22 protein-coding genes, 1 tRNA gene and 1 pseudogene are annotated in these 16,077 nt (G+C 67.1%); 16 read left to right on the top strand and 8 right to left on the bottom strand.

All coding sequences use genetic code 11. From position 1 onward, the window contains the following. Window positions 1-66 precede the first annotated feature (66 nt). The 11 genes from Q0316_RS07785 (at window position 67) to Q0316_RS07735 (ending at window position 6,815) form a co-directional block, all read left to right on the top strand. Window positions 67-897, top strand: coding sequence for a pyruvate, water dikinase regulatory protein (locus Q0316_RS07785; protein ID WP_298671064.1), 831 nt, complete (start codon window positions 67-69; stop codon window positions 895-897). Next, window positions 894-1,484: a nucleoside triphosphate pyrophosphatase gene (locus tag Q0316_RS07780; protein ID WP_298671062.1), complete on the top strand. Its 591-nt coding sequence runs from the start codon at window positions 894-896 to the stop codon at window positions 1,482-1,484. The genes Q0316_RS07785 and Q0316_RS07780 overlap by 4 nt, the downstream gene beginning before the upstream one ends. Continuing rightward, a complete protein-coding gene (aroE, locus tag Q0316_RS07775) occupies window positions 1,481-2,293 on the top strand; it encodes a shikimate dehydrogenase (protein ID WP_298671060.1) in 813 nt (270 codons plus the stop codon). Before Q0316_RS07780 ends, aroE begins: the two co-directional genes overlap by 4 nt. Further along, entirely contained in the window at window positions 2,290-2,874 is a 585-nt protein-coding gene (gene coaE / locus Q0316_RS07770; protein WP_298671058.1) for a dephospho-CoA kinase, read from the top strand. The genes aroE and coaE overlap by 4 nt, the downstream gene beginning before the upstream one ends. A gap of 16 nt (window positions 2,875-2,890) precedes the next feature. Next, a complete protein-coding gene (gene dnaQ / locus Q0316_RS07765) occupies window positions 2,891-3,583 on the top strand; it encodes a DNA polymerase III subunit epsilon (protein WP_298671056.1) in 693 nt (230 codons plus the stop codon). Between the two features lie 56 nt (window positions 3,584-3,639). After that, window positions 3,640-4,224: a ribosome-associated translation inhibitor RaiA gene (gene raiA, locus Q0316_RS07760; protein ID WP_298671130.1), complete on the top strand. Its 585-nt coding sequence runs from the start codon at window positions 3,640-3,642 to the stop codon at window positions 4,222-4,224. Between the two features lie 19 nt (window positions 4,225-4,243). After that, window positions 4,244-4,714 (top strand): PTS sugar transporter subunit IIA, encoded by a 471-nt coding sequence (locus Q0316_RS07755; RefSeq protein WP_298671054.1) that lies wholly within the window; start codon window positions 4,244-4,246, stop codon window positions 4,712-4,714. Then, window positions 4,692-5,156 (top strand): PaaI family thioesterase, encoded by a 465-nt coding sequence (locus Q0316_RS07750; RefSeq protein WP_298671052.1) that lies wholly within the window; start codon window positions 4,692-4,694, stop codon window positions 5,154-5,156. Before Q0316_RS07755 ends, Q0316_RS07750 begins: the two co-directional genes overlap by 23 nt. Then, window positions 5,153-5,482 carry a DUF1491 family protein gene (locus Q0316_RS07745; protein WP_298671050.1) on the top strand — a complete coding sequence of 110 codons (330 nt, stop codon included), beginning with the start codon at window positions 5,153-5,155 and terminating at the stop codon, window positions 5,480-5,482. Before Q0316_RS07750 ends, Q0316_RS07745 begins: the two co-directional genes overlap by 4 nt. 240 nt (window positions 5,483-5,722) lie before the next feature. Further along, window positions 5,723-6,283 carry a cell wall hydrolase gene (locus Q0316_RS07740; RefSeq protein WP_367179660.1) on the top strand — a complete coding sequence of 187 codons (561 nt, stop codon included), beginning with the start codon at window positions 5,723-5,725 and terminating at the stop codon, window positions 6,281-6,283. 37 nt (window positions 6,284-6,320) lie between these two features. Next, window positions 6,321-6,815: an MmcB family DNA repair protein gene (locus tag Q0316_RS07735; protein WP_298671046.1), complete on the top strand. Its 495-nt coding sequence runs from the start codon at window positions 6,321-6,323 to the stop codon at window positions 6,813-6,815. A gap of 24 nt (window positions 6,816-6,839) precedes the next feature. On the opposite strand, the gene Q0316_RS07730 is transcribed toward Q0316_RS07735, so the two are convergent. Continuing rightward, window positions 6,840-7,436 carry an ankyrin repeat domain-containing protein gene (locus tag Q0316_RS07730; RefSeq protein WP_298671044.1) on the bottom strand — a complete coding sequence of 199 codons (597 nt, stop codon included), beginning with the start codon at window positions 7,434-7,436 and terminating at the stop codon, window positions 6,840-6,842. Window positions 7,437-7,498: 62 nt separating this feature from the next. On the opposite strand from Q0316_RS07730, the gene Q0316_RS07725 reads away from it, so the two are divergent. From Q0316_RS07725 to Q0316_RS07715, 3 genes are read left to right on the top strand one after another with little or no spacing between them, the layout of a single operon-like run. Continuing rightward, on the top strand, window positions 7,499-8,077 hold the full coding sequence (locus Q0316_RS07725) for an SCO family protein (RefSeq protein ID WP_298671042.1): 579 nt from the start codon (window positions 7,499-7,501) through the stop codon (window positions 8,075-8,077). Further along, window positions 8,074-8,505, top strand: a complete 432-nt coding sequence (locus tag Q0316_RS07720) for a YcgN family cysteine cluster protein (RefSeq protein WP_298671040.1) — start codon at window positions 8,074-8,076, stop codon at window positions 8,503-8,505. Before Q0316_RS07725 ends, Q0316_RS07720 begins: the two co-directional genes overlap by 4 nt. Continuing rightward, the gene (locus Q0316_RS07715) at window positions 8,502-9,218 is read left to right on the top strand and encodes a YgjP-like metallopeptidase domain-containing protein (RefSeq protein ID WP_298671039.1); all 717 of its coding nucleotides are present in this window, start codon (window positions 8,502-8,504) and stop codon (window positions 9,216-9,218) included. Before Q0316_RS07720 ends, Q0316_RS07715 begins: the two co-directional genes overlap by 4 nt. Here Q0316_RS07715 and Q0316_RS07710 read toward each other — a convergent pair. The 7 genes from Q0316_RS07710 to Q0316_RS07680 all read right to left on the bottom strand — a co-directional run bounded on the left by Q0316_RS07710 (window position 9,152) and on the right by Q0316_RS07680 (window position 14,941). Next, complete coding sequence (locus Q0316_RS07710; protein ID WP_298671037.1) at window positions 9,152-11,299, bottom strand: transglycosylase domain-containing protein; 2,148 nt, start codon at window positions 11,297-11,299, stop codon at window positions 9,152-9,154. The two genes, Q0316_RS07715 and Q0316_RS07710, sit on opposite strands and share 67 nt — an antisense overlap. Window positions 11,300-11,364: 65 nt before the next feature. Next, window positions 11,365-11,760 carry a peptide-methionine (R)-S-oxide reductase MsrB gene (msrB, locus tag Q0316_RS07705; RefSeq protein ID WP_298671035.1) on the bottom strand — a complete coding sequence of 132 codons (396 nt, stop codon included), beginning with the start codon at window positions 11,758-11,760 and terminating at the stop codon, window positions 11,365-11,367. 37 nt (window positions 11,761-11,797) lie between these two features. Beyond that, entirely contained in the window at window positions 11,798-12,322 is a 525-nt protein-coding gene (locus Q0316_RS07700; protein ID WP_298671033.1) for a CAP domain-containing protein, read from the bottom strand. 84 nt (window positions 12,323-12,406) lie between these two features. Then, complete coding sequence (locus Q0316_RS07695) at window positions 12,407-13,012, bottom strand: L,D-transpeptidase family protein (RefSeq protein ID WP_298671031.1); 606 nt, start codon at window positions 13,010-13,012, stop codon at window positions 12,407-12,409. Window positions 13,013-13,055: 43 nt separating this feature from the next. Further along, window positions 13,056-13,685 carry a PEPxxWA-CTERM sorting domain-containing protein gene (locus Q0316_RS07690; RefSeq protein ID WP_298671029.1) on the bottom strand — a complete coding sequence of 210 codons (630 nt, stop codon included), beginning with the start codon at window positions 13,683-13,685 and terminating at the stop codon, window positions 13,056-13,058. 298 nt (window positions 13,686-13,983) lie between these two features. Continuing rightward, window positions 13,984-14,070 (bottom strand) — tRNA-Leu (locus Q0316_RS07685). Window positions 14,071-14,164: 94 nt separating this feature from the next. Continuing rightward, on the bottom strand, window positions 14,165-14,941 hold the full coding sequence (locus tag Q0316_RS07680) for a zinc-ribbon domain-containing protein (protein WP_298671027.1): 777 nt from the start codon (window positions 14,939-14,941) through the stop codon (window positions 14,165-14,167). A gap of 194 nt (window positions 14,942-15,135) precedes the next feature. Between Q0316_RS07680 and ftsE the strand changes: the two genes are divergently transcribed. Together ftsE and Q0316_RS07670 are read left to right on the top strand one after the other, a co-directional pair. After that, window positions 15,136-15,843, top strand: coding sequence for a cell division ATP-binding protein FtsE (ftsE, locus tag Q0316_RS07675; protein WP_298671025.1), 708 nt, complete (start codon window positions 15,136-15,138; stop codon window positions 15,841-15,843). A gap of 2 nt (window positions 15,844-15,845) precedes the next feature. Beyond that, window positions 15,846-16,077: pseudogene (locus Q0316_RS07670) on the top strand (permease); the annotation flags it as partial.

Here is a 16,077-nt window from a genome sequence, read left to right as displayed (position 1 = left end):
GGTTGGCGTGCGGGCGGCGTTACGCTAGCGCTTGTCCACATGATATCCACAGGCTTGTCCCGCTGAATGGTGAGGCTTCACCTGCACCTTTTGTCGGATTCGACCGGCGAGACGTTGGAGAATATCGCCAAGGCCGCGCTCGCGCAGTTCGATGATGTCGAAACGGTGCGCCATTTCTGGCCGATGGTGCGCACCGAGGCGCATCTTGACCGCATCCTTCAGGAAATCGCGCAGAATCCGGGGCTGGTGATCTATACGCTGGTGAATGCCGCGACGCGCGGCGCGCTGGAGCAACGCTGCCAGCAACTCGGGCTGCCGATGGTCGCGCCGCTCGATCGCGTCACCGATGCATTGTCCGATCTGCTGGGGCAACAGGCCAAGGGGCGGCCGGGCCGCCAGCACGCGCTCGACGCGGCCTATTTCGAGCGGGTCGATGCAATCCAGTTCACCATCGCGCATGACGACGGCATCGGGCACGAGGATTGGGAGAAGGCCGATATCGTGCTGGCCGGGGTGAGCCGTTCATCGAAGACGCCGACCTCCATCTATATCGCCAATCGCGGCTTCAAGGTCGCCAATATCCCGATCGTGGTGGAAAGCCCGCCGCCGCCATCGCTCTATACGCTGAAAAATCCGCTGATCGTCGGCCTCACCACCAGCGCGGACCGGCTGATCCAGGTGCGGCGCAACCGGCTGCTCTCGCTCAATCAGGCGCCCGCGACCGCTTATGTCGATCAGGATTCGGTATCGAAGGAGATCGCGTTCGCGCGGCGCATGTTCACCGACCATGGCTGGCCGGTGATCGACGTGACGCGGCGCTCGATCGAGGAAACCGCGGCGGCGATCATCTCCTTATACCATGAACGGCGCGGTAATCCGGGGGGCGGCGAGGCATGAAGCTGATCCTCGCCTCGCAATCCGCCTCGCGCCGCGCGATGCTGGAGGCGGCGGGCGTGCCGTTCACCGCGCAGCCGGCCCATGTCGACGAGGCGGCGGCAAAGGCGGCGCTGGCCGGGCGACACCCGCGCGATCTCGCCGATGCGCTGGCCGAACTGAAGGCGCTGAAAGTGTCGCAGCGCGATCCGCAGGCGCTGGTGCTGGGATCGGATTCGCTCGCGGTGCTGGAAGACGGCACGATCCTCGACAAGCCCGAAACGCGCGAACAGGCCGCCGAGCATCTGACGCTGATGGCGGGCAAGCGCCACGATCTGGTGAGCGCGGCGGTGATCGCCGAAGGTGGCCGCCCGGTGTGGCGGCAGGTGGATCGCGCGCGGATGTTCGTCCGCCCGCTGACGGCGGCGTTTATCGAGGCCTATCTCGACGTGGAATGGCCGGCGATCGCCGGCTGCGTCGGCTGTTACCGGGTCGAGGGGCCGGGGGTGCAATTGTTCAGCCGGATCGAGGGCAGCCAGTTCACCGTGCTCGGGATGCCGCTGCTGCCGGTGCTTTCCTATCTGCGCGAACGCGGGGTGTTGCTGGTATGAATCGTCCCTATGCCGAGGTGATCGGCGATCCGATCGCGCATTCCAAATCGCCGGCGATCCATGGATTCTGGCTGGAGAAGCTGGGCATCGCCGCCGATTACCGCGCCACGCATGTGATGCCGGACGATCTCGCGCGGTTTATCGCCGAGCGGCGTGATGATCCCGCGTGGCGCGGGTGCAACGTGACGATCCCGCACAAGATCGCGATGCTCGATCTGGTCGACGATCCGGGCGATGTGCGCAACTCGATCGGCGCGATGAACACGATCGTGCGCGACGCGGAAGGCCGCGTTTTCGGCACCAACACCGATGCGGCAGGATTCTACGCCCCGCTCAGCGAGGTCGATCTGGCGGGCGCCCCGGCGGTGGTGATCGGGGCGGGCGGCGCGGCGCGCGCGGTGCTGTTCGCGCTTGCCCGCGCCGGCGTCGGGCGGGTGACGATCCTCAACCGCAGCCCGTTGAAGGGCGCCGCACTGCTCGCGCGGTTCGGGCTGAAGGGCGATGCGCTGCCGCTCACCGCCCCGCTCCCCCCGGCGGCGCTCGTCGTCAATACCAGCGCGCTCGGCATGAAGGGGCAGCCGCCGCTTGAGGTGGATCTCACGCCGCTGCCCGAGGACGCGATCGTCTATGACATCGTTTATGCCCCGCTGGAGACCGCGCTGTTGCGACAGGCCGAGGCGCGCGGGCTGGAGACGATCGACGGGTTGGAGATGCTGATCGGCCAGGCGGCGATGGCGTTCGAGCTGTTCTTCGGCCAGCCCGCCCCGCGCGAGCATGATGAGGCGCTGCGCGCGTTGCTGACGCGATGATCCGCCTCGGCCTCACCGGCTCGATCGGGATGGGCAAATCAACCGTGGCGGCGATGTTCGCCGCAGAGGGCGTGCCGGTGTTCGATGCCGATGCCGCCGTTCATCGCTTGCAAGGGCCGGGCGGCGCGGTGGTTCCCGCGATCGAGGCGCGCTTTCCCGGCACGACCGGGGCCGGCGGGGTCGATCGGCAGAAGCTTGGCGCGGCGGTGCTGGGCGACGATGCGGCGATGAAGGCGCTGGAAGCGATCGTCCACCCCGCCGTCAGGGCGGAACGCGCGCGTTTCCTTGCCGATCATGCCGATGCGCAAATCGTGCTGTTCGATATCCCCTTGCTGTTCGAAACCGGCGGGGAGCGCGCGGTGGACAAGGTGGCGGTGGTATCCGCCGCGAGCGATGTGCAGCGCGCGCGCACGCTCGAGCGGGCGGGGATGACGCCCGCGAAGTTCGACGCGATCCTCGCCCGGCAGACGCCCGACGCGGAAAAGCGCGCGCGCGCCGATTTCATCATCCCCACCGATGTCCCGCTGGAGGAAACCCGCGCCGCGGTGCGTGCTGTCATCGCTTGCCTGTCGCGCGCGTAAGGCCGATAACGGCCTTATGCGGGAGATAGTGTTCGATACCGAAACCACCGGGCTCAGCTTTTCCGGTGGGGATCGCATGGTCGAGATCGGATGCGTCGAGATCGTCAACCGGGTCGAGACCGGGCGCACCTTCCACGCTTATTACAATCCCGATCGCGCGATGCCGGCGGAGGCGTTCGCGGTGCATGGCCTGTCCGATGCCTTTCTGTCGGATAAGCCGCGCTTCGCCGATAATGTGGAGGCGCTGCTCGAATTCATCGGCGATGCGCCACTCGTCGCGCACAATGCGGGATTCGACTTCGGCTTCCTCAACGGCGAACTGAAGCAATGCGGGCGCGCGATCGTGAACACCGCGCGGATGGTCGATACGCTGACGATCGCGCGATCGCGCCATCCCGGCGCCAAGCATACGCTCGATGCGCTCTGCTCGCGCTTCGGCATAGATCGTTCGCATCGCGTGCTGCACGGCGCGCTGCTCGACGCGCAATTGCTGGCGCAGGTCTATGTCGAATTGTGCGGCGGGCGCCAGATCGGGCTGGGGCTGGTGAGCGACGGCGGGGCGGAGGTTGCCCGGCCCGCGCACGCGCAGGCGCCCGCCACCGTGCGCCCGGCGCGGATTTTTTCTGCAAGCGAGGCGGAACTAGCCGCCCATGCTGCGTTCATGGAGAAGGTGAAGAATCCGGTTTGGGGGAGCGATGCATCCGCGTGATGCAGTTTCGGCGCGTGGGGATCAGGCCCGCCGCCGATTTAAGTGGAGAGAAGACGATGGATATCCGCGTTTCTGGTCACCAGGTAGCCACCGGCGAAGCGCTCACCAATCGCGTCGAGGATCGCCTCCAGAGTATTGCGGACAAATATTTCTCACGCGCGCTCTCCGCGGAAGTGACCTTCGGCAAAGGCCCGCGCGAAATCGGGTTCAAATGCGATATCGTCGCGCATGTGATGCGCGGGCTGGTGCTGAAAGGGCGGCATGACGCGCAGGATGCGCATCTGGCGTTCGACGGGGCGGCGGGCCGGATCGAAAAGCAGTTGCGCCGCTATATGCGCCGGCTGAAGGATCGCCAGGCCGACAAGGCACTCGAAATCGCCGAGGCCAATGGCTATGACAATGCCGGCTATACGTTGTTCGCCGAAATCGCGGTGGAGGACGAAGTTGTTGATGCGCCGCTGATCGTTGCGGAAACGCGGGTCGATGTGCCCGATGCCAGCGTTTCCGATGCGGTGATGATGCTCGATCTGCGCGATACCCAGGCGCTGTTGTTCCGGAATTCGGGGACGGGCGCGTATAATATGGTCTATCGTCGCGGAGACGGCACGATCGGCTGGGTGGAGCCGCAGCGAGCGCGCTGAGGGGAAGTATTATTTCGACATGACCAGTGATCTGAGCGACCTGTTGTCGCACGACCTGATATTGGTCGACGTCGTCGCGTCGAGCAAGAAGGCCCTGTTCCAGCATATCGCCGCCGTGATGGGGGAAGCGCTTTCGCTCGATCCCGCCGCGCTGGCCGCCGCGCTTTCCGAGCGCGAGCGGCTCGGCTCGACGGGATTCGGCGGCGGCGTCGCCATTCCACACGCACGGGTGAGCCATGTGCCGCGCATCGCGGTGCTGATCGCGCGGCTGGCGAAGCCGATCGACTTCGCCGCGGTGGATGACGTGCCGGTGGATATCGTCGTCGCGATGGTATCGCCGTTCGACGCTGGCGCGGAGCATCTGAAGGCGCTGGCGCGCGTATCCCGCCGGTTCCGCGATCGCGCGTTCGTCGAAAAGCTGCGCGGCGCCGGGTCGCTCGACGCCTTTTACGCCTTGCTCGCGGCGGATGAGGCGCGTGAAGCATCCTGAGGGCGCGGCGGCGCATTTCCGCGCGCTGGAATCGCTCTATGCGGCCGCGCCGATCAACCGTTTCTTCGATTCGGCGCTGGAGATTCCCGAAGCCGGGGTGGCGCGAATCCGCTTCACGGTGGATCAGCGGCATTTCCACGCCGGCGGGGCGACCCACGGCACGGCATATTTCAAGATGCTCGACGATGCCGCTTTCTATGCCTGCAACAGCCTGGTGACCGATCGTTTCCTGCTCACCACGCAATTCAGCCTGTTGTTCACCCGCCCGCTGCCCGAAGGGCCGGTGGTGGCGGAGGGGCGCTGGATCAGCGGGCACCGCCGCGTCTTCGTCGGCGACGCGCGGCTGATCGACGCGCATGGCGAGGAGGTGGCGCGCGGCACCGGCACCTTCATGCGCAGCCGCATCGCGCTCGCCGGGCTGCCGGGATATCGCGCGCCATGAGCGCGCGGTTGCCGGCGCACATCCTGGTCGGCGCGTTGCTGCAACGCGTGAACGATGCCGGGGGAATCGCCGTGGTGCGCGCGCGCGGCGATCGCCAGGCGGGCGCGATCCTGCTGCTCGACGAGCGGGAATCGTTGGTGCTGGAGCGTGGAATCGGCCCCGACGGCAGGCCCGCGCTGATCGAGTCGGGGCCGGCGGCGGGGCGCGCGGAATCGCTCGATGATTACTGGCAGCGCCGGCGCCAGCGCGATCCCGATCTGTGGGTGGTGGCTCTGGATATCCCGCAGGCGAAACGGTTCGCCGCTGAAACGATCTGCGACGATTGACTCTGTTGCGCTGCAAAAACAGTAAACCCACGTTCATATTTTAGCGTTGTGCCGAGTGCGGGTGCGATCCGTTCGGTGACGCAGTCGGGGGGGAACCCGGCCGGTCGTGTAACTCTACGATCGCGCATCCGCGTCCCAACCGCCCATGTCTGATGTTGAATGTCGTTTTCTTCCCGGGTCGCGGCTGCCGCGGCTGTGACCTTTTCGATCGTCGGTTTCGCTGCTGGAAGCAGCGCCGGTATGGCCGCTGAAACAGCGCCAGCCACGATCGCCGCGATCCAGCCGGTTTCCGTGCCGGCGATGCCGAATTCCGTGCCAAATTCCCTTCCCGCCCCCGCGCCGACCCAGGCCGCGCCCGCCGAAGCGCAGCAGGACGATGTCGTCGCCTATCCCACGCTCGCCGCCGCCGTGGCCGCGCAGCAGACCAGGGGCGAGATCGACGAGAATCTGCGCTGCCTGGCCGGCGCGATCTATTACGAATCCAAGGGCGAGCCGCTCGCGGGCCAGCTCGCGGTGGCGGAAGTGATCCTCAACCGCGCCGACAATGGCCGCTTCGGCCAGTCGATCTGCGAAGTCGTCACCCAGCCGGGCCAGTTCTCGTTCGTTCGCGGTGGTCGCGTGCCCGGCGTCGATCAGTCGCGCCCGGCGTGGCGCACCGCGCTTGCGGTCGCCAAGGTGGCGCTGAACGACGAATGGGACGGCTCGGTCGGCGACGCGCTCTATTTCCACGCCCGCCGCGCCGCGCCGGGCTGGGGCCGGGTGAAGGTGGCGGCGATCGGCAACCACGTTTTCTATCGCTGATCTTTTTTTCGTTCACTAGATGTTCTAAGCGGGCGGGGTGAGCATCACCTCGCCCGTTTCGCATCCGGCGGATTCGCCGTCGCCGCTGGTGGCGCTGGACGTGGCGCGCGGCGTGACGCGGATGCTGTTGCGGCATGAGCTGGTCGCGATTCCCGAAGTGCCGCTGGAAGGCGGGCGCCGCGCCGATCTGATGGCGCTCGATGCGCGCGGGCGGATCACGATCGTCGAGATCAAGGTGTCGCGCGCCGATCTGCTGGGCGACGCCAAATGGCGCGATTATCTCGATCATTGCGACCGATTCTTCTGGGCGGTGCCGGCGGGATTCGATGTCTCGCCGATCGAGACCGAGGCGTTCCTGCCGGAGCGGACCGGGCTGATCGTCGCCGACCGTTATGACGCGGCGGTGCTGCGCGAGGCGCGGAGCGATCCGCTTTCCAGCCATGCGCGCAAACGCTGCACGCTGGCGTTCGCGCGGCGCGCGGCGCGGCGGCTGATCGCGGCGAGCGATCCGGAAGCCGGGCCGGCGTTCTGAACGCAAGCCCGGCCGGATGCTACATCACATCTTCGGGCCGGCGACGGCGCGCGGCGCGGTCTTGGGCTTTTCGTCGATCACCTTGGCGATCGCGGGCGATCGCGAATCGGCATGGGCATAATCGCGCGCGGACATGCCGGCGATATTGTCGGTGAGATCGGGATCGGCCCCGGCGTTGAGCAGCACGCGCACCAGCGGCAGATCGCGGCGCTGCACCGCGCGGATCAGCGGCGTCTCCCCAGCCGAATTGGCGAGATTGGGATTGGCCTTCACCAGCAGCAGCGTATCGACCAGATTGTTCTGCCCGAGCTGGACCGCCATCAGCAGCGGCGTATCGCCCTTGCCGTTGCGCAGATTGGGATCGGCTCCGCGCGACAGCAGATAGCGCAGATAGCTATCGTCGCCGCGCCTGATGACGATGTGCAGCGCGCCGTCGCCGGTCGTCACGTCGCGGGTGTTGATGATCCGCTGGCCGGGCTGGTCGAGGATCTTGGTCACCTCGTCGCCCTTGGCGTCCTTCACGGCCTGAAGGAATTTGTAGCTCTGGGATTGCTGCTGCGCATGAGCGGGCAGCGCGGATGCGCCGGCAAGGATCGCGGCGGCGAAAAGGAAACGCTTCATCGGCGGTCGAAATTCCACACAGGTTGCGATTGCGGCTCTAACAGATCATCTCTGGCGGCACCATGAATCTGCGCATCGCCTTTCTCGTCCCCGTCGCGCTCGCGGCCTGCTCGCCCTCCAAGCCGGCGGAGCGCCCGCCGCTGGAAGGCGCGCGCATCGGCGGCCCGTTCACGCTGACCGACCAGAACGGCAAATCCGTGACCGAGCGGGATTTCGCGGGCAAATATCGCATCATGTATTTCGGTTATACATTCTGCCCCGATGTCTGCCCGCTCGACGTGCAGCATATCGGCGCGGCGCTGAAGATCGTCGAGAAGGAGCAGCCGGCGCTTGGCGCCCGCGTCGTGCCGGTGTTCGTGACGATTGATCCGGCGCGGGACAATCCGGCGGTGCTCAAACAGTTCGTCAGCGCGTTTCACCCGCGCATGGTGGGGCTGACCGGAACCCCGGCGCAGATCGCGGCGATCGCGAAGGAATATGGCGTCTATTATGCGCGCGGAAAGGGCGGCCCCGGCGGCTATATGATGGATCACAGCCGCGCCGCCTATCTGATGTCGCCGGAGGGCAAGCCGCTGGCGCTGCTGCCGCAGGAAGGGCCGCCGCGCGGCATCGCCGACGATATCGAACGCTGGGCGAAATGACGCGATTCTGGGAAGATACGCCGCTTGAAAAGCTCGATCGCGCGCAATGGGAGGCGTTGTGCGACGGCTGCGGCAAATGCTGCATCCACAAGCTGGAGGATGAGGAGACCGGCGAACTGGTCGCCACCAACGTGGCCTGCCGCCTGCTCGATCGGCGCAGCGGGCGGTGTTCGGATTATCGCCACCGCCACGCCTTTGTCAGCGAATGCGTGCGGCTCACCATCCGCAACGTGCGCCAGATCGACTGGCTGCCCTCGACCTGCGCCTATCGCCTGCGCGCGGCGGGCGAGCCGCTGCCAGAATGGCATTATCTGGTGTGCGGCGATCCCGAGGCGGTGCATCGCGCCGGCCAGTCGGTGCGCGGCTGGACGATCAGCGAGGATGACGCGGGCGAGTTCGAACATCATATCGTTGACCGGGTGTTGTGACCGACGGGATCGAGGTCGTGCGGCATCCGCGCGCGCGGCGGGCGAAGCTGTCGCTCGATCCGGCGAGCGGGCGGGCGCGGCTGGTGATTCCGCCGCGCGCTTCCGCGAAAGCGGCGCTGGCATGGGCCGCGACGCAGGGCGAATGGCTCGCGCGGCAACGCGCCGCGCTTCCGGAGGAGCGACCGTTCGTCGACGGCGCCGCATTGCCGTTCGACGATGCGACGCTGGTTATCTCTTGGGACGAAGCCGCATCGCGCCGCGTGACGCGCCATGGCGACCGGCTGGTTCTGGGCGGCCCGATCGAAACGGTGGGGCGCCGGGTGGAAGCATGGCTCAAACGCGAATCGCTGCGGCTGCTGAGCGAGGATACCGCGCATTATGCCGCACAGGCGGGCGTGAAGGTGATGAAGGTCGCGATCGGCAATGCGCGCGGTCGCTGGGGCAGTTGCGCCGCATCGGGGGTGATCCGCTATAACTGGCGGCTGGCGCTCGCCCCGCGCGCGGTGCGCCGCGCGACCGCCGCGCATGAGGTGGCGCATCGCCTGCACATGAATCACAGCGCGGCGTTTCATGCGCTGGTCGCCGCACTTTATGGCCGCGATCCCGCGCCCGAGCGGGGCTGGCTACGCGCGCATGGCGCGGCGCTTCACTGGTTCGGGCGCGGTTCCGACGAGTGGATCAGCGGCGGCGGCGGCGGGCGGTTGGCTGGCTGATTTGGGGCCGGCGCCGCCGCATTCGGGCGGCGCTGATCGCGACCCGTGACGCGATCAATCCAGTTCTGATCGAGCCGCTCCTGCGGCGGGGGGATGGCATTGCCGTCGTCATCCACCTGTGGCCGGTCAGGGCGCGGCGCCGCGCGATCGGGCGCGGGCGGCTGGCCGGCATCGGGATAGCCGGGGATCGCGCCGATCGGATTGCCATCCGGATCGACGAACATCGCATTGTCCGGCCCGCCATAATAGCTCTCCGCATCCGGCTCCAACTGGGCCTCGGGCAGGGTCACCTGCGTATCGAACTGCTCGATCGGGCGGTTAGCGATGGCGCGGATCATGAAATCGTGGAAGGCGCGCGCCGGGGCGGTGCCGCCGTGCAGCCCGGCGATCGGCCTGGCATCGTCTCGCCCCATCCACACGCCGGTGGTTAGCCCGGAGGAGAAGCCGAGGAACCACCCGTCGCGCGACGAACTGGTCGTGCCGGTCTTCCCCGCGACCGGGCGGCCGATCTGCGCGGCGCGCCCCGTTCCGGTGTTCACCGCAGTCTGCAGCAGGTCGATCATCTGGGCGGCGACCTGCGGGGCCACGAGCACGCGGCTGCGATCCACCTCATGCTGATAGATCGTCTGCCCGTTGGTCGTCACCTTGGTGATGCCATAAGGCGTCACCGCCACGCCCTGATTGGCGACGCTGGCGAAGGCGCGCGTCATGTCGATCAGCCGCACGTCGGACGTGCCGAGCACCATCGAGGGATGGGTGTTGATCGTGGTGGTGATGCCGAAGCGCCGCGCCATATCCGCCACGGTGGCGAAGCCGACCTGCTGGCCAAGCTTGGCGGCGATCGTGTTGAGCGAATAGGCGAAGGCGGTGCGCAACGTCACCTGCCCCGAATTGCGGCGCGAATCGTTGCGCGGGCTCCAGCCGTCGATCGTCACCGGCTCGTCGATCTCGGTCGATTCGGGGGTTTTCCCGGCTTCGAGCGCGGCGAGATAGACGAACAGCTTGAACGCGGAGCCGGGCTGGCGCTCTGCCTGCGTGGCGCGGTTGTAGATCGAGGAAACATAATCCTTGCCGCCGACCATCGCGCGCACCGCGCCATCGCGATCGAGCGCGACGAGCGCCCCTTGCGCGCCGGGCGGGGCGTTCGCCCGGATCGCGGCATCGGCATCGCGCTGCATGTTGAGATCGAGCGTCGTCCACACTTCCAGCGGCTTTTCGGTCTCGTCGATCAGCATTTCGAGCTGGGGCAGCGCCCAATCGGTGAAATAGCGCACGCTGTTCTGCTTCGGCTCCGGCGCGAGCGCGACCGATTTGGGATCGGCGGCGCGCGCCTCCGCCGCGGTAATCACCCCGTTGTTTTCCATCGCCTGAAGCACGACCGACGCGCGGCCCACCGCGGCGGCGGCATCGGCGGTGGGGGAATAATTCGACGGCGCCTTGACCAGCCCGGCGATGATCGCGGCCTCCGCGAGCGACAGGTGATCCGCGCCATGCCCGAAGAATTTGCGCGAGGCCGCGTCGATGCCATAGGCGCCGCCGCCGTAATAAACCTTGTTCAGATAGAGTTCGAGGATCTCGTCCTTGCTGAACTTGCGCTCCATCGCGAGCGCGAGGATCCACTCGCGGAACTTGCGCCCGAACTTCTTCTGATTGTTGAGGAACACGTTGCGGGCAAGCTGCTGCGTGATCGTCGAGCCGCCCTGCACCCAGCGCCCGCGATCGAGCCGCACCTTCACCGATCGCGCCACGCCGATCGGATCGACGCCCAGATGGCTGTAGAAGCGGCGATCCTCGACCGCCACCGTCGCATCACGCATCACCTTTGGAATGCGATCCGCCGACAGCCATTCGCCATAGCTCGGCCCGATCGACACGATCACCGTGCCATCGGCGGCATGGACGCGGATCATCTGGCCGTTGGGCGAGGATTTGAGCTGATCGAAGCTAGGGAGCTGCGCGCGGGTGACGTAAACCGCGGTGACGAGCGCGCCGAGGCCAAGGATCGCGAGCACGACCAGAAGCTTGATCGCAAGCGAGAGGCGGCGGCGCCAGGGCGAACGGGGACGGGGGGCGCGGGCCATCGGATCGGCTTAAGCGAATAGAGGCTTAGCCGGCGCTTAACAAGCCGGCGTTCGCGCCATGCGCATTATCGCCGCGGCTGGAAATCGAGGCTGACCGAATTCATGCAATAACGCGTGCCAAGCGGCGGCGGGCCATCGGGAAAGACATGGCCGAGATGGCTGTCGCAGCGCGCGCAACGCGTTTCGGTGCGCGTCATGCCGTGGCTGGTATCGGTGTGATCGGTCACCGCTTCGGACGACAGCGGGCGGGTGAAGCTCGGCCAGCCCGAGCCCGAATCATATTTGTCCGCCGAATCGAACAGCGCAAGTTCGCACGCCGCGCAGTGATAGATGCCATCGGCCTTGTTGTTATTGTATTTCCCGGCGAAAGCGCGCTCCGTCCCCGCTTCGCGCAGAACATGATATTGCTCGGGCGTCAGCCGCCGGCGCCATTCGGACTCGGATAGATCGAAGCGTTCCATGCGCCCGAATCTCTGCCGAGCCGCGATTGCCGTCAACCTAGAACGGGCGCTCGCCGATATAATTGCCCGCATCGCTGTAGCGGCAGACGAGCACGTCTTCCTCGCGCCCGCGCGCGATCGCGCAGCCGACCTCGCCCGTCTCGCGCCACATCAACTGGGTGTAATGGCCGATATCGCTGACGTTGCCGGTGGAACTGTTGTTGGGGAACAGCCCCGGCGTGAAATAGCGTTTCTCGCGAATCCACGCGTCGACCATCCGCTCCAGCGTGAACGCGCCCCTGGTGCCGGCCCAGAGATTTTCGCCCTCCGGCTCGTCCTGCCGCTCGGGCGCGTGTTCGAAGCGCCCGGTGGCCGCGAGATAATTCGCCCAGCGCTGCGCGCGCCCGGCGAGGCGCTCATCCCATTTGAGCGGGGCGATGCCCATCGCCACCCGCTCGCTGTTGTGGCGGGCAAGCAAACGATCGGCGAAGTTCGACGAGGTATCGGTCGCGCCGACCAGCAACGGAACTGCCGGAAGCAACGCGATACCCGCGAACAGCGATGTCAGTCGTTTGTGCGACATGAGCAGGTCCATTCCGAAGAATGGGCCGATCTTCGCACCAAGCGGTCAGCACGCGATTGAAAGGGCTGGTTAGTTTTAGGCTAACTACGATTTAGTCGCCGGGGGCATGATCGCCACCGTATCGCCGGGTTTCACCGCCGCGAACAGCAGGGCGGCGAAGGATGGCGGCACCCCGATGCAGCCGTGCGTGGCGGAGCCGCGCCGCACGTTGCTGGCGTGGATCGCGACACCATCGCCGGTCAGCCGCAGCATATAGGGCATTTCGGCATCATAGAGCGATGAACGGTGCTCCTCACGTTTTTCCATGATCGGAAAGACGCCGGTTGGCGTGGGTTTGCCGTCGGTGCCGTAGAGGATCACCGCCGAGCCGATTTCATGCCCGCCGCGGAATACCGACAATAACTGGCGCCGGAGATCAATCCGCACCCATATCTCGCCGCCGCCGGGGATATGCTTGTCATCCCACACATAATCGCCGAAGTGCATCGTCTGGCGGACGTTGAGCACGCTTTTCACCGCCTTGTGCTCGCCATCGGGCAGGCTGAGCTGGGGATATTGCCCGACGGGATACCACAGGCGCGGGCCATCCTCGATCTGCCGCGCGGGCGGATCGGGGACATATTGATCGGCGTGATGCCGCGTGACCGCCGCCGCGATGGTGATCGCGGTGGCCGCGAGCGCGAGCGGCAATGCGGCGTGCGAAAGCCCGCGCCTCAGCCGTCGTGCATAGCTCTCAGCGATTGCCGACCGCCGCCGCCAGAGCGCCACGGCGGCGACGCAGCGCTGCCCCGACGGCGAAGAAGCCGATCAGCATCATGCCCCATGTCGCCGGCTCGGGAACGGCGCCGGTGGGCGGGTTGACCGGCGGGTTGATCGGCGGCGTGGGGTTTCCGCCAAGCGGCGGGACGAAAGGCGGGATCGACGGCCCAAACGGCGTTTGCCCCGGCCCCGCGAAATCGACCGGGGGCATGATCGGGCCGGCGCTGTCGGCGAAGGGCAGGCCGCCTTCATCGACGAACGGCGGGCGCTCGCGCACCGAGGTGAGCACGCGTTCGACCGGGGTGAGTGGCTTGGGCGCCGCTTTCGGCTCGGGGCGGCTGCGCTCGTTGCTGGCGACGCGCTCGCGGCGCTCCTTCGTCTGCGTCAGCGCGCCGGCGCCGCGCGCGCCGGGCGAGCGATCGGTGAACATCGCCAGCGGATCGGCCAGCGCGGCCATCACCGCGGCCTTCGCACCGCCGATACCGGCGCCGCTGCGATCAAGCGCGATATAGCCCGAGCCGACGCCAGATGCCGCGAACAACCCCAGAACAACCAGCCTCTTGCCTCTTGCACCGATCTTCATGCGGCTAACTTTCGGAAGCACGGACTCCCCCTTTGCGGAACGCCAATTCTATCACATCGGGAAAACCAATGCTTGTCCCCGATCAAAACCCTTAGCGAAATCTGTCCTGAAAAGCGACACTTTATCGCGGCAGGGCCGCAGCCGCGGCATTGCCAGCGCACCGGGATAGGCCGACGATGGTTAACAAAAACCTTTCGAGCGCGACCGCGCCGCGCGGATCGCGTCGACCGTGCCGCAACAGTCAGGCACACTTTGCAGTGGTTCATCGGGAAAAAACGGGCCGGTGTTTCAGCCGGTCAGGCCCCGCCAGGGGGCTTTATGGTGCGGTCGAGAAGACTCGAACTTCCACGTCCTTTCGGACACAACGACCTCAACGTTGCGCGTCTACCAATTCCGCCACGACCGCACGTGATATCCACCGGGCTGGCCCGGCGATTGGCAGGACGGCGCCCCTAGCAAAGCACTTGCGGGCTGGCAATGCCCCTTGTGCGATGCCCGGCTTATTTCGTGCTTTCGCCCGCGAAGCTCAGTTCCAGCCGCTTGGAATTCGCCGGCACGTCGAGCTTGGCCGAATTGAAGTCGATCGCGCCCTTCGGCCCCAATGAGCGCTGCTGCGGCGTGATCGTCCAGCTATAGACGATCCGCCCCTGCGCATCGCGCAGATCGGCGCGGATATCGGGCACCCGCTGGCGCGTGCTGGAAGGGTTGAGCACCTTGCCCGATACCGCGAACAATTCGCTGCCATTAGCCATCTCGCGCCGCTCGATCGGATTGTCGACCAGCCTGAGCGGCGATTCGGCGGGGCCGAACGAGAGGCCCAGTTGCTGCGCCAGCCCCGGCGCGCTCATCCAGATGATCGCCGCCACCGCGACCAGCATCAGCACCCCGGCGGCCACCGCCGCGATCGTCCAGCGGCGCGATTGATCGCGGCGCGGGCGGAACGGCGGGCGATGCGCGAACGCATCGTAATCCGGCCCGATCGCGGTTTGCGCGGGGCCGTCCGCCAGCGGCTCCGCGTGGACGGGAGCAGGGGCGAGCGGCGTTTCAGTGCGGGGGGCGGGTGCGTTGGGTGGCGCCACCGGCGCAGCGGCGGGCGGCGTTTCCGCCTGGGCCGGCTCGGCGACGAGCGCGGCCCCCACCGGCTCGACGACGCGCGCGTCGGCATCCTGAAACCAGCTATGCCGGCAATTGGCGCAGCGCACCACCCGTCCGTCAGCCCCGATCGCGCTGTCGGGGACGAGATAGCGGGTGCGGCATTCGGGGCATTCAAGGATCATGTCGCAACACACGCTGGCACGAGGCTTTCAGGCGAAGGGCCTGAATCCGTGAATCTAAGCACGCCCGACGCCCGGCTGGCAAGCAGCGAAGTGGCGACCGACTCGCGCCACCCCGCCGCGCCGCCCTTGAAGCGGAGGCCCGGCTCGTGCGATGGCGGGAAACCAAGCGTGGGGTGAAGGCAGCGGCGCCGCCGATGGCGAATATCGTGCAGTTCGAGAATGTGGGGCTGCGCTACGGCACGGGCCAGGAGACGCTATCCGATCTCAGCTTCACGCTGGCGAGCGGCGCCTTCTATTTCCTGACCGGGGCGAGCGGCGCGGGCAAGACATCCCTGCTCAAGCTGCTTTACCTCGCGCAGCGCCCGAGCCGGGGGATCATCCGGCTGTTCGGCGAGGATGCGGTGACGATGCCGCGCGGGCGGCTGCCCGGCTTCCGGCGGCGGATCGGCGTGGTGTTTCAGGATTTCCGGCTGATCCCGCATCTGTCGATCGCCGACAATATCGCGCTGCCGCTGCGCGTGGCGGGGATGCCCGAAGCGGATGTCGCGGGGCCGGTGAACGAGATGCTCGCCTGGGTGGGGCTGGGCGATCGCGGCATGGCGCGCCCCGCGACGCTTTCGGGCGGCGAGCAGCAGCGCGTCGCGATCGCGCGCGCGGTGATCGGGCGCCCGGAGATACTGGTCGCCGACGAGCCGACCGGGAACGTCGATCCCGAAATGGCGGATCGGCTGCTGCTGCTGTTCGATTCGCTCAACCGGCTGGGGACGACCGTGCTGGTCGCGACGCACGACCTTCATCTGCTGAGCCGCGTGCCCGATGCGCAGATGATGCGGCTCGACAAGGGGCGGCTACAGGATCCGACCGGCGCGTTGCGGCATCCGCCGCCCGGAAGGCGGCAATAGCGATGGCGCATTCCACGGCCAGGCTGCTCGACGACGCGCGTGACGGGCGGGCGATGATCTGGGTGATCGCGATCATGCTGTTCCTGACGGTGCTCGCCGCCGCGATGGGGCTGGCGACGCGCAACGCCGCGACGACGCTGGAGCGATCGCTCGCCGGGCGGCTGACCGTGCAGCTAACGAGCGGCGCCCCGGCGGTGCGCGAGGCGCAGGCCGTGCGGCTTGGCGCGCGGCTGC

It is taken from the genome of uncultured Sphingomonas sp., from assembly GCF_937871615.1.
Lineage (GTDB): Bacteria > Pseudomonadota > Alphaproteobacteria > Sphingomonadales > Sphingomonadaceae > Sphingomonas.
This window is presented reverse-complemented; position numbering and strand designations above follow the sequence as displayed.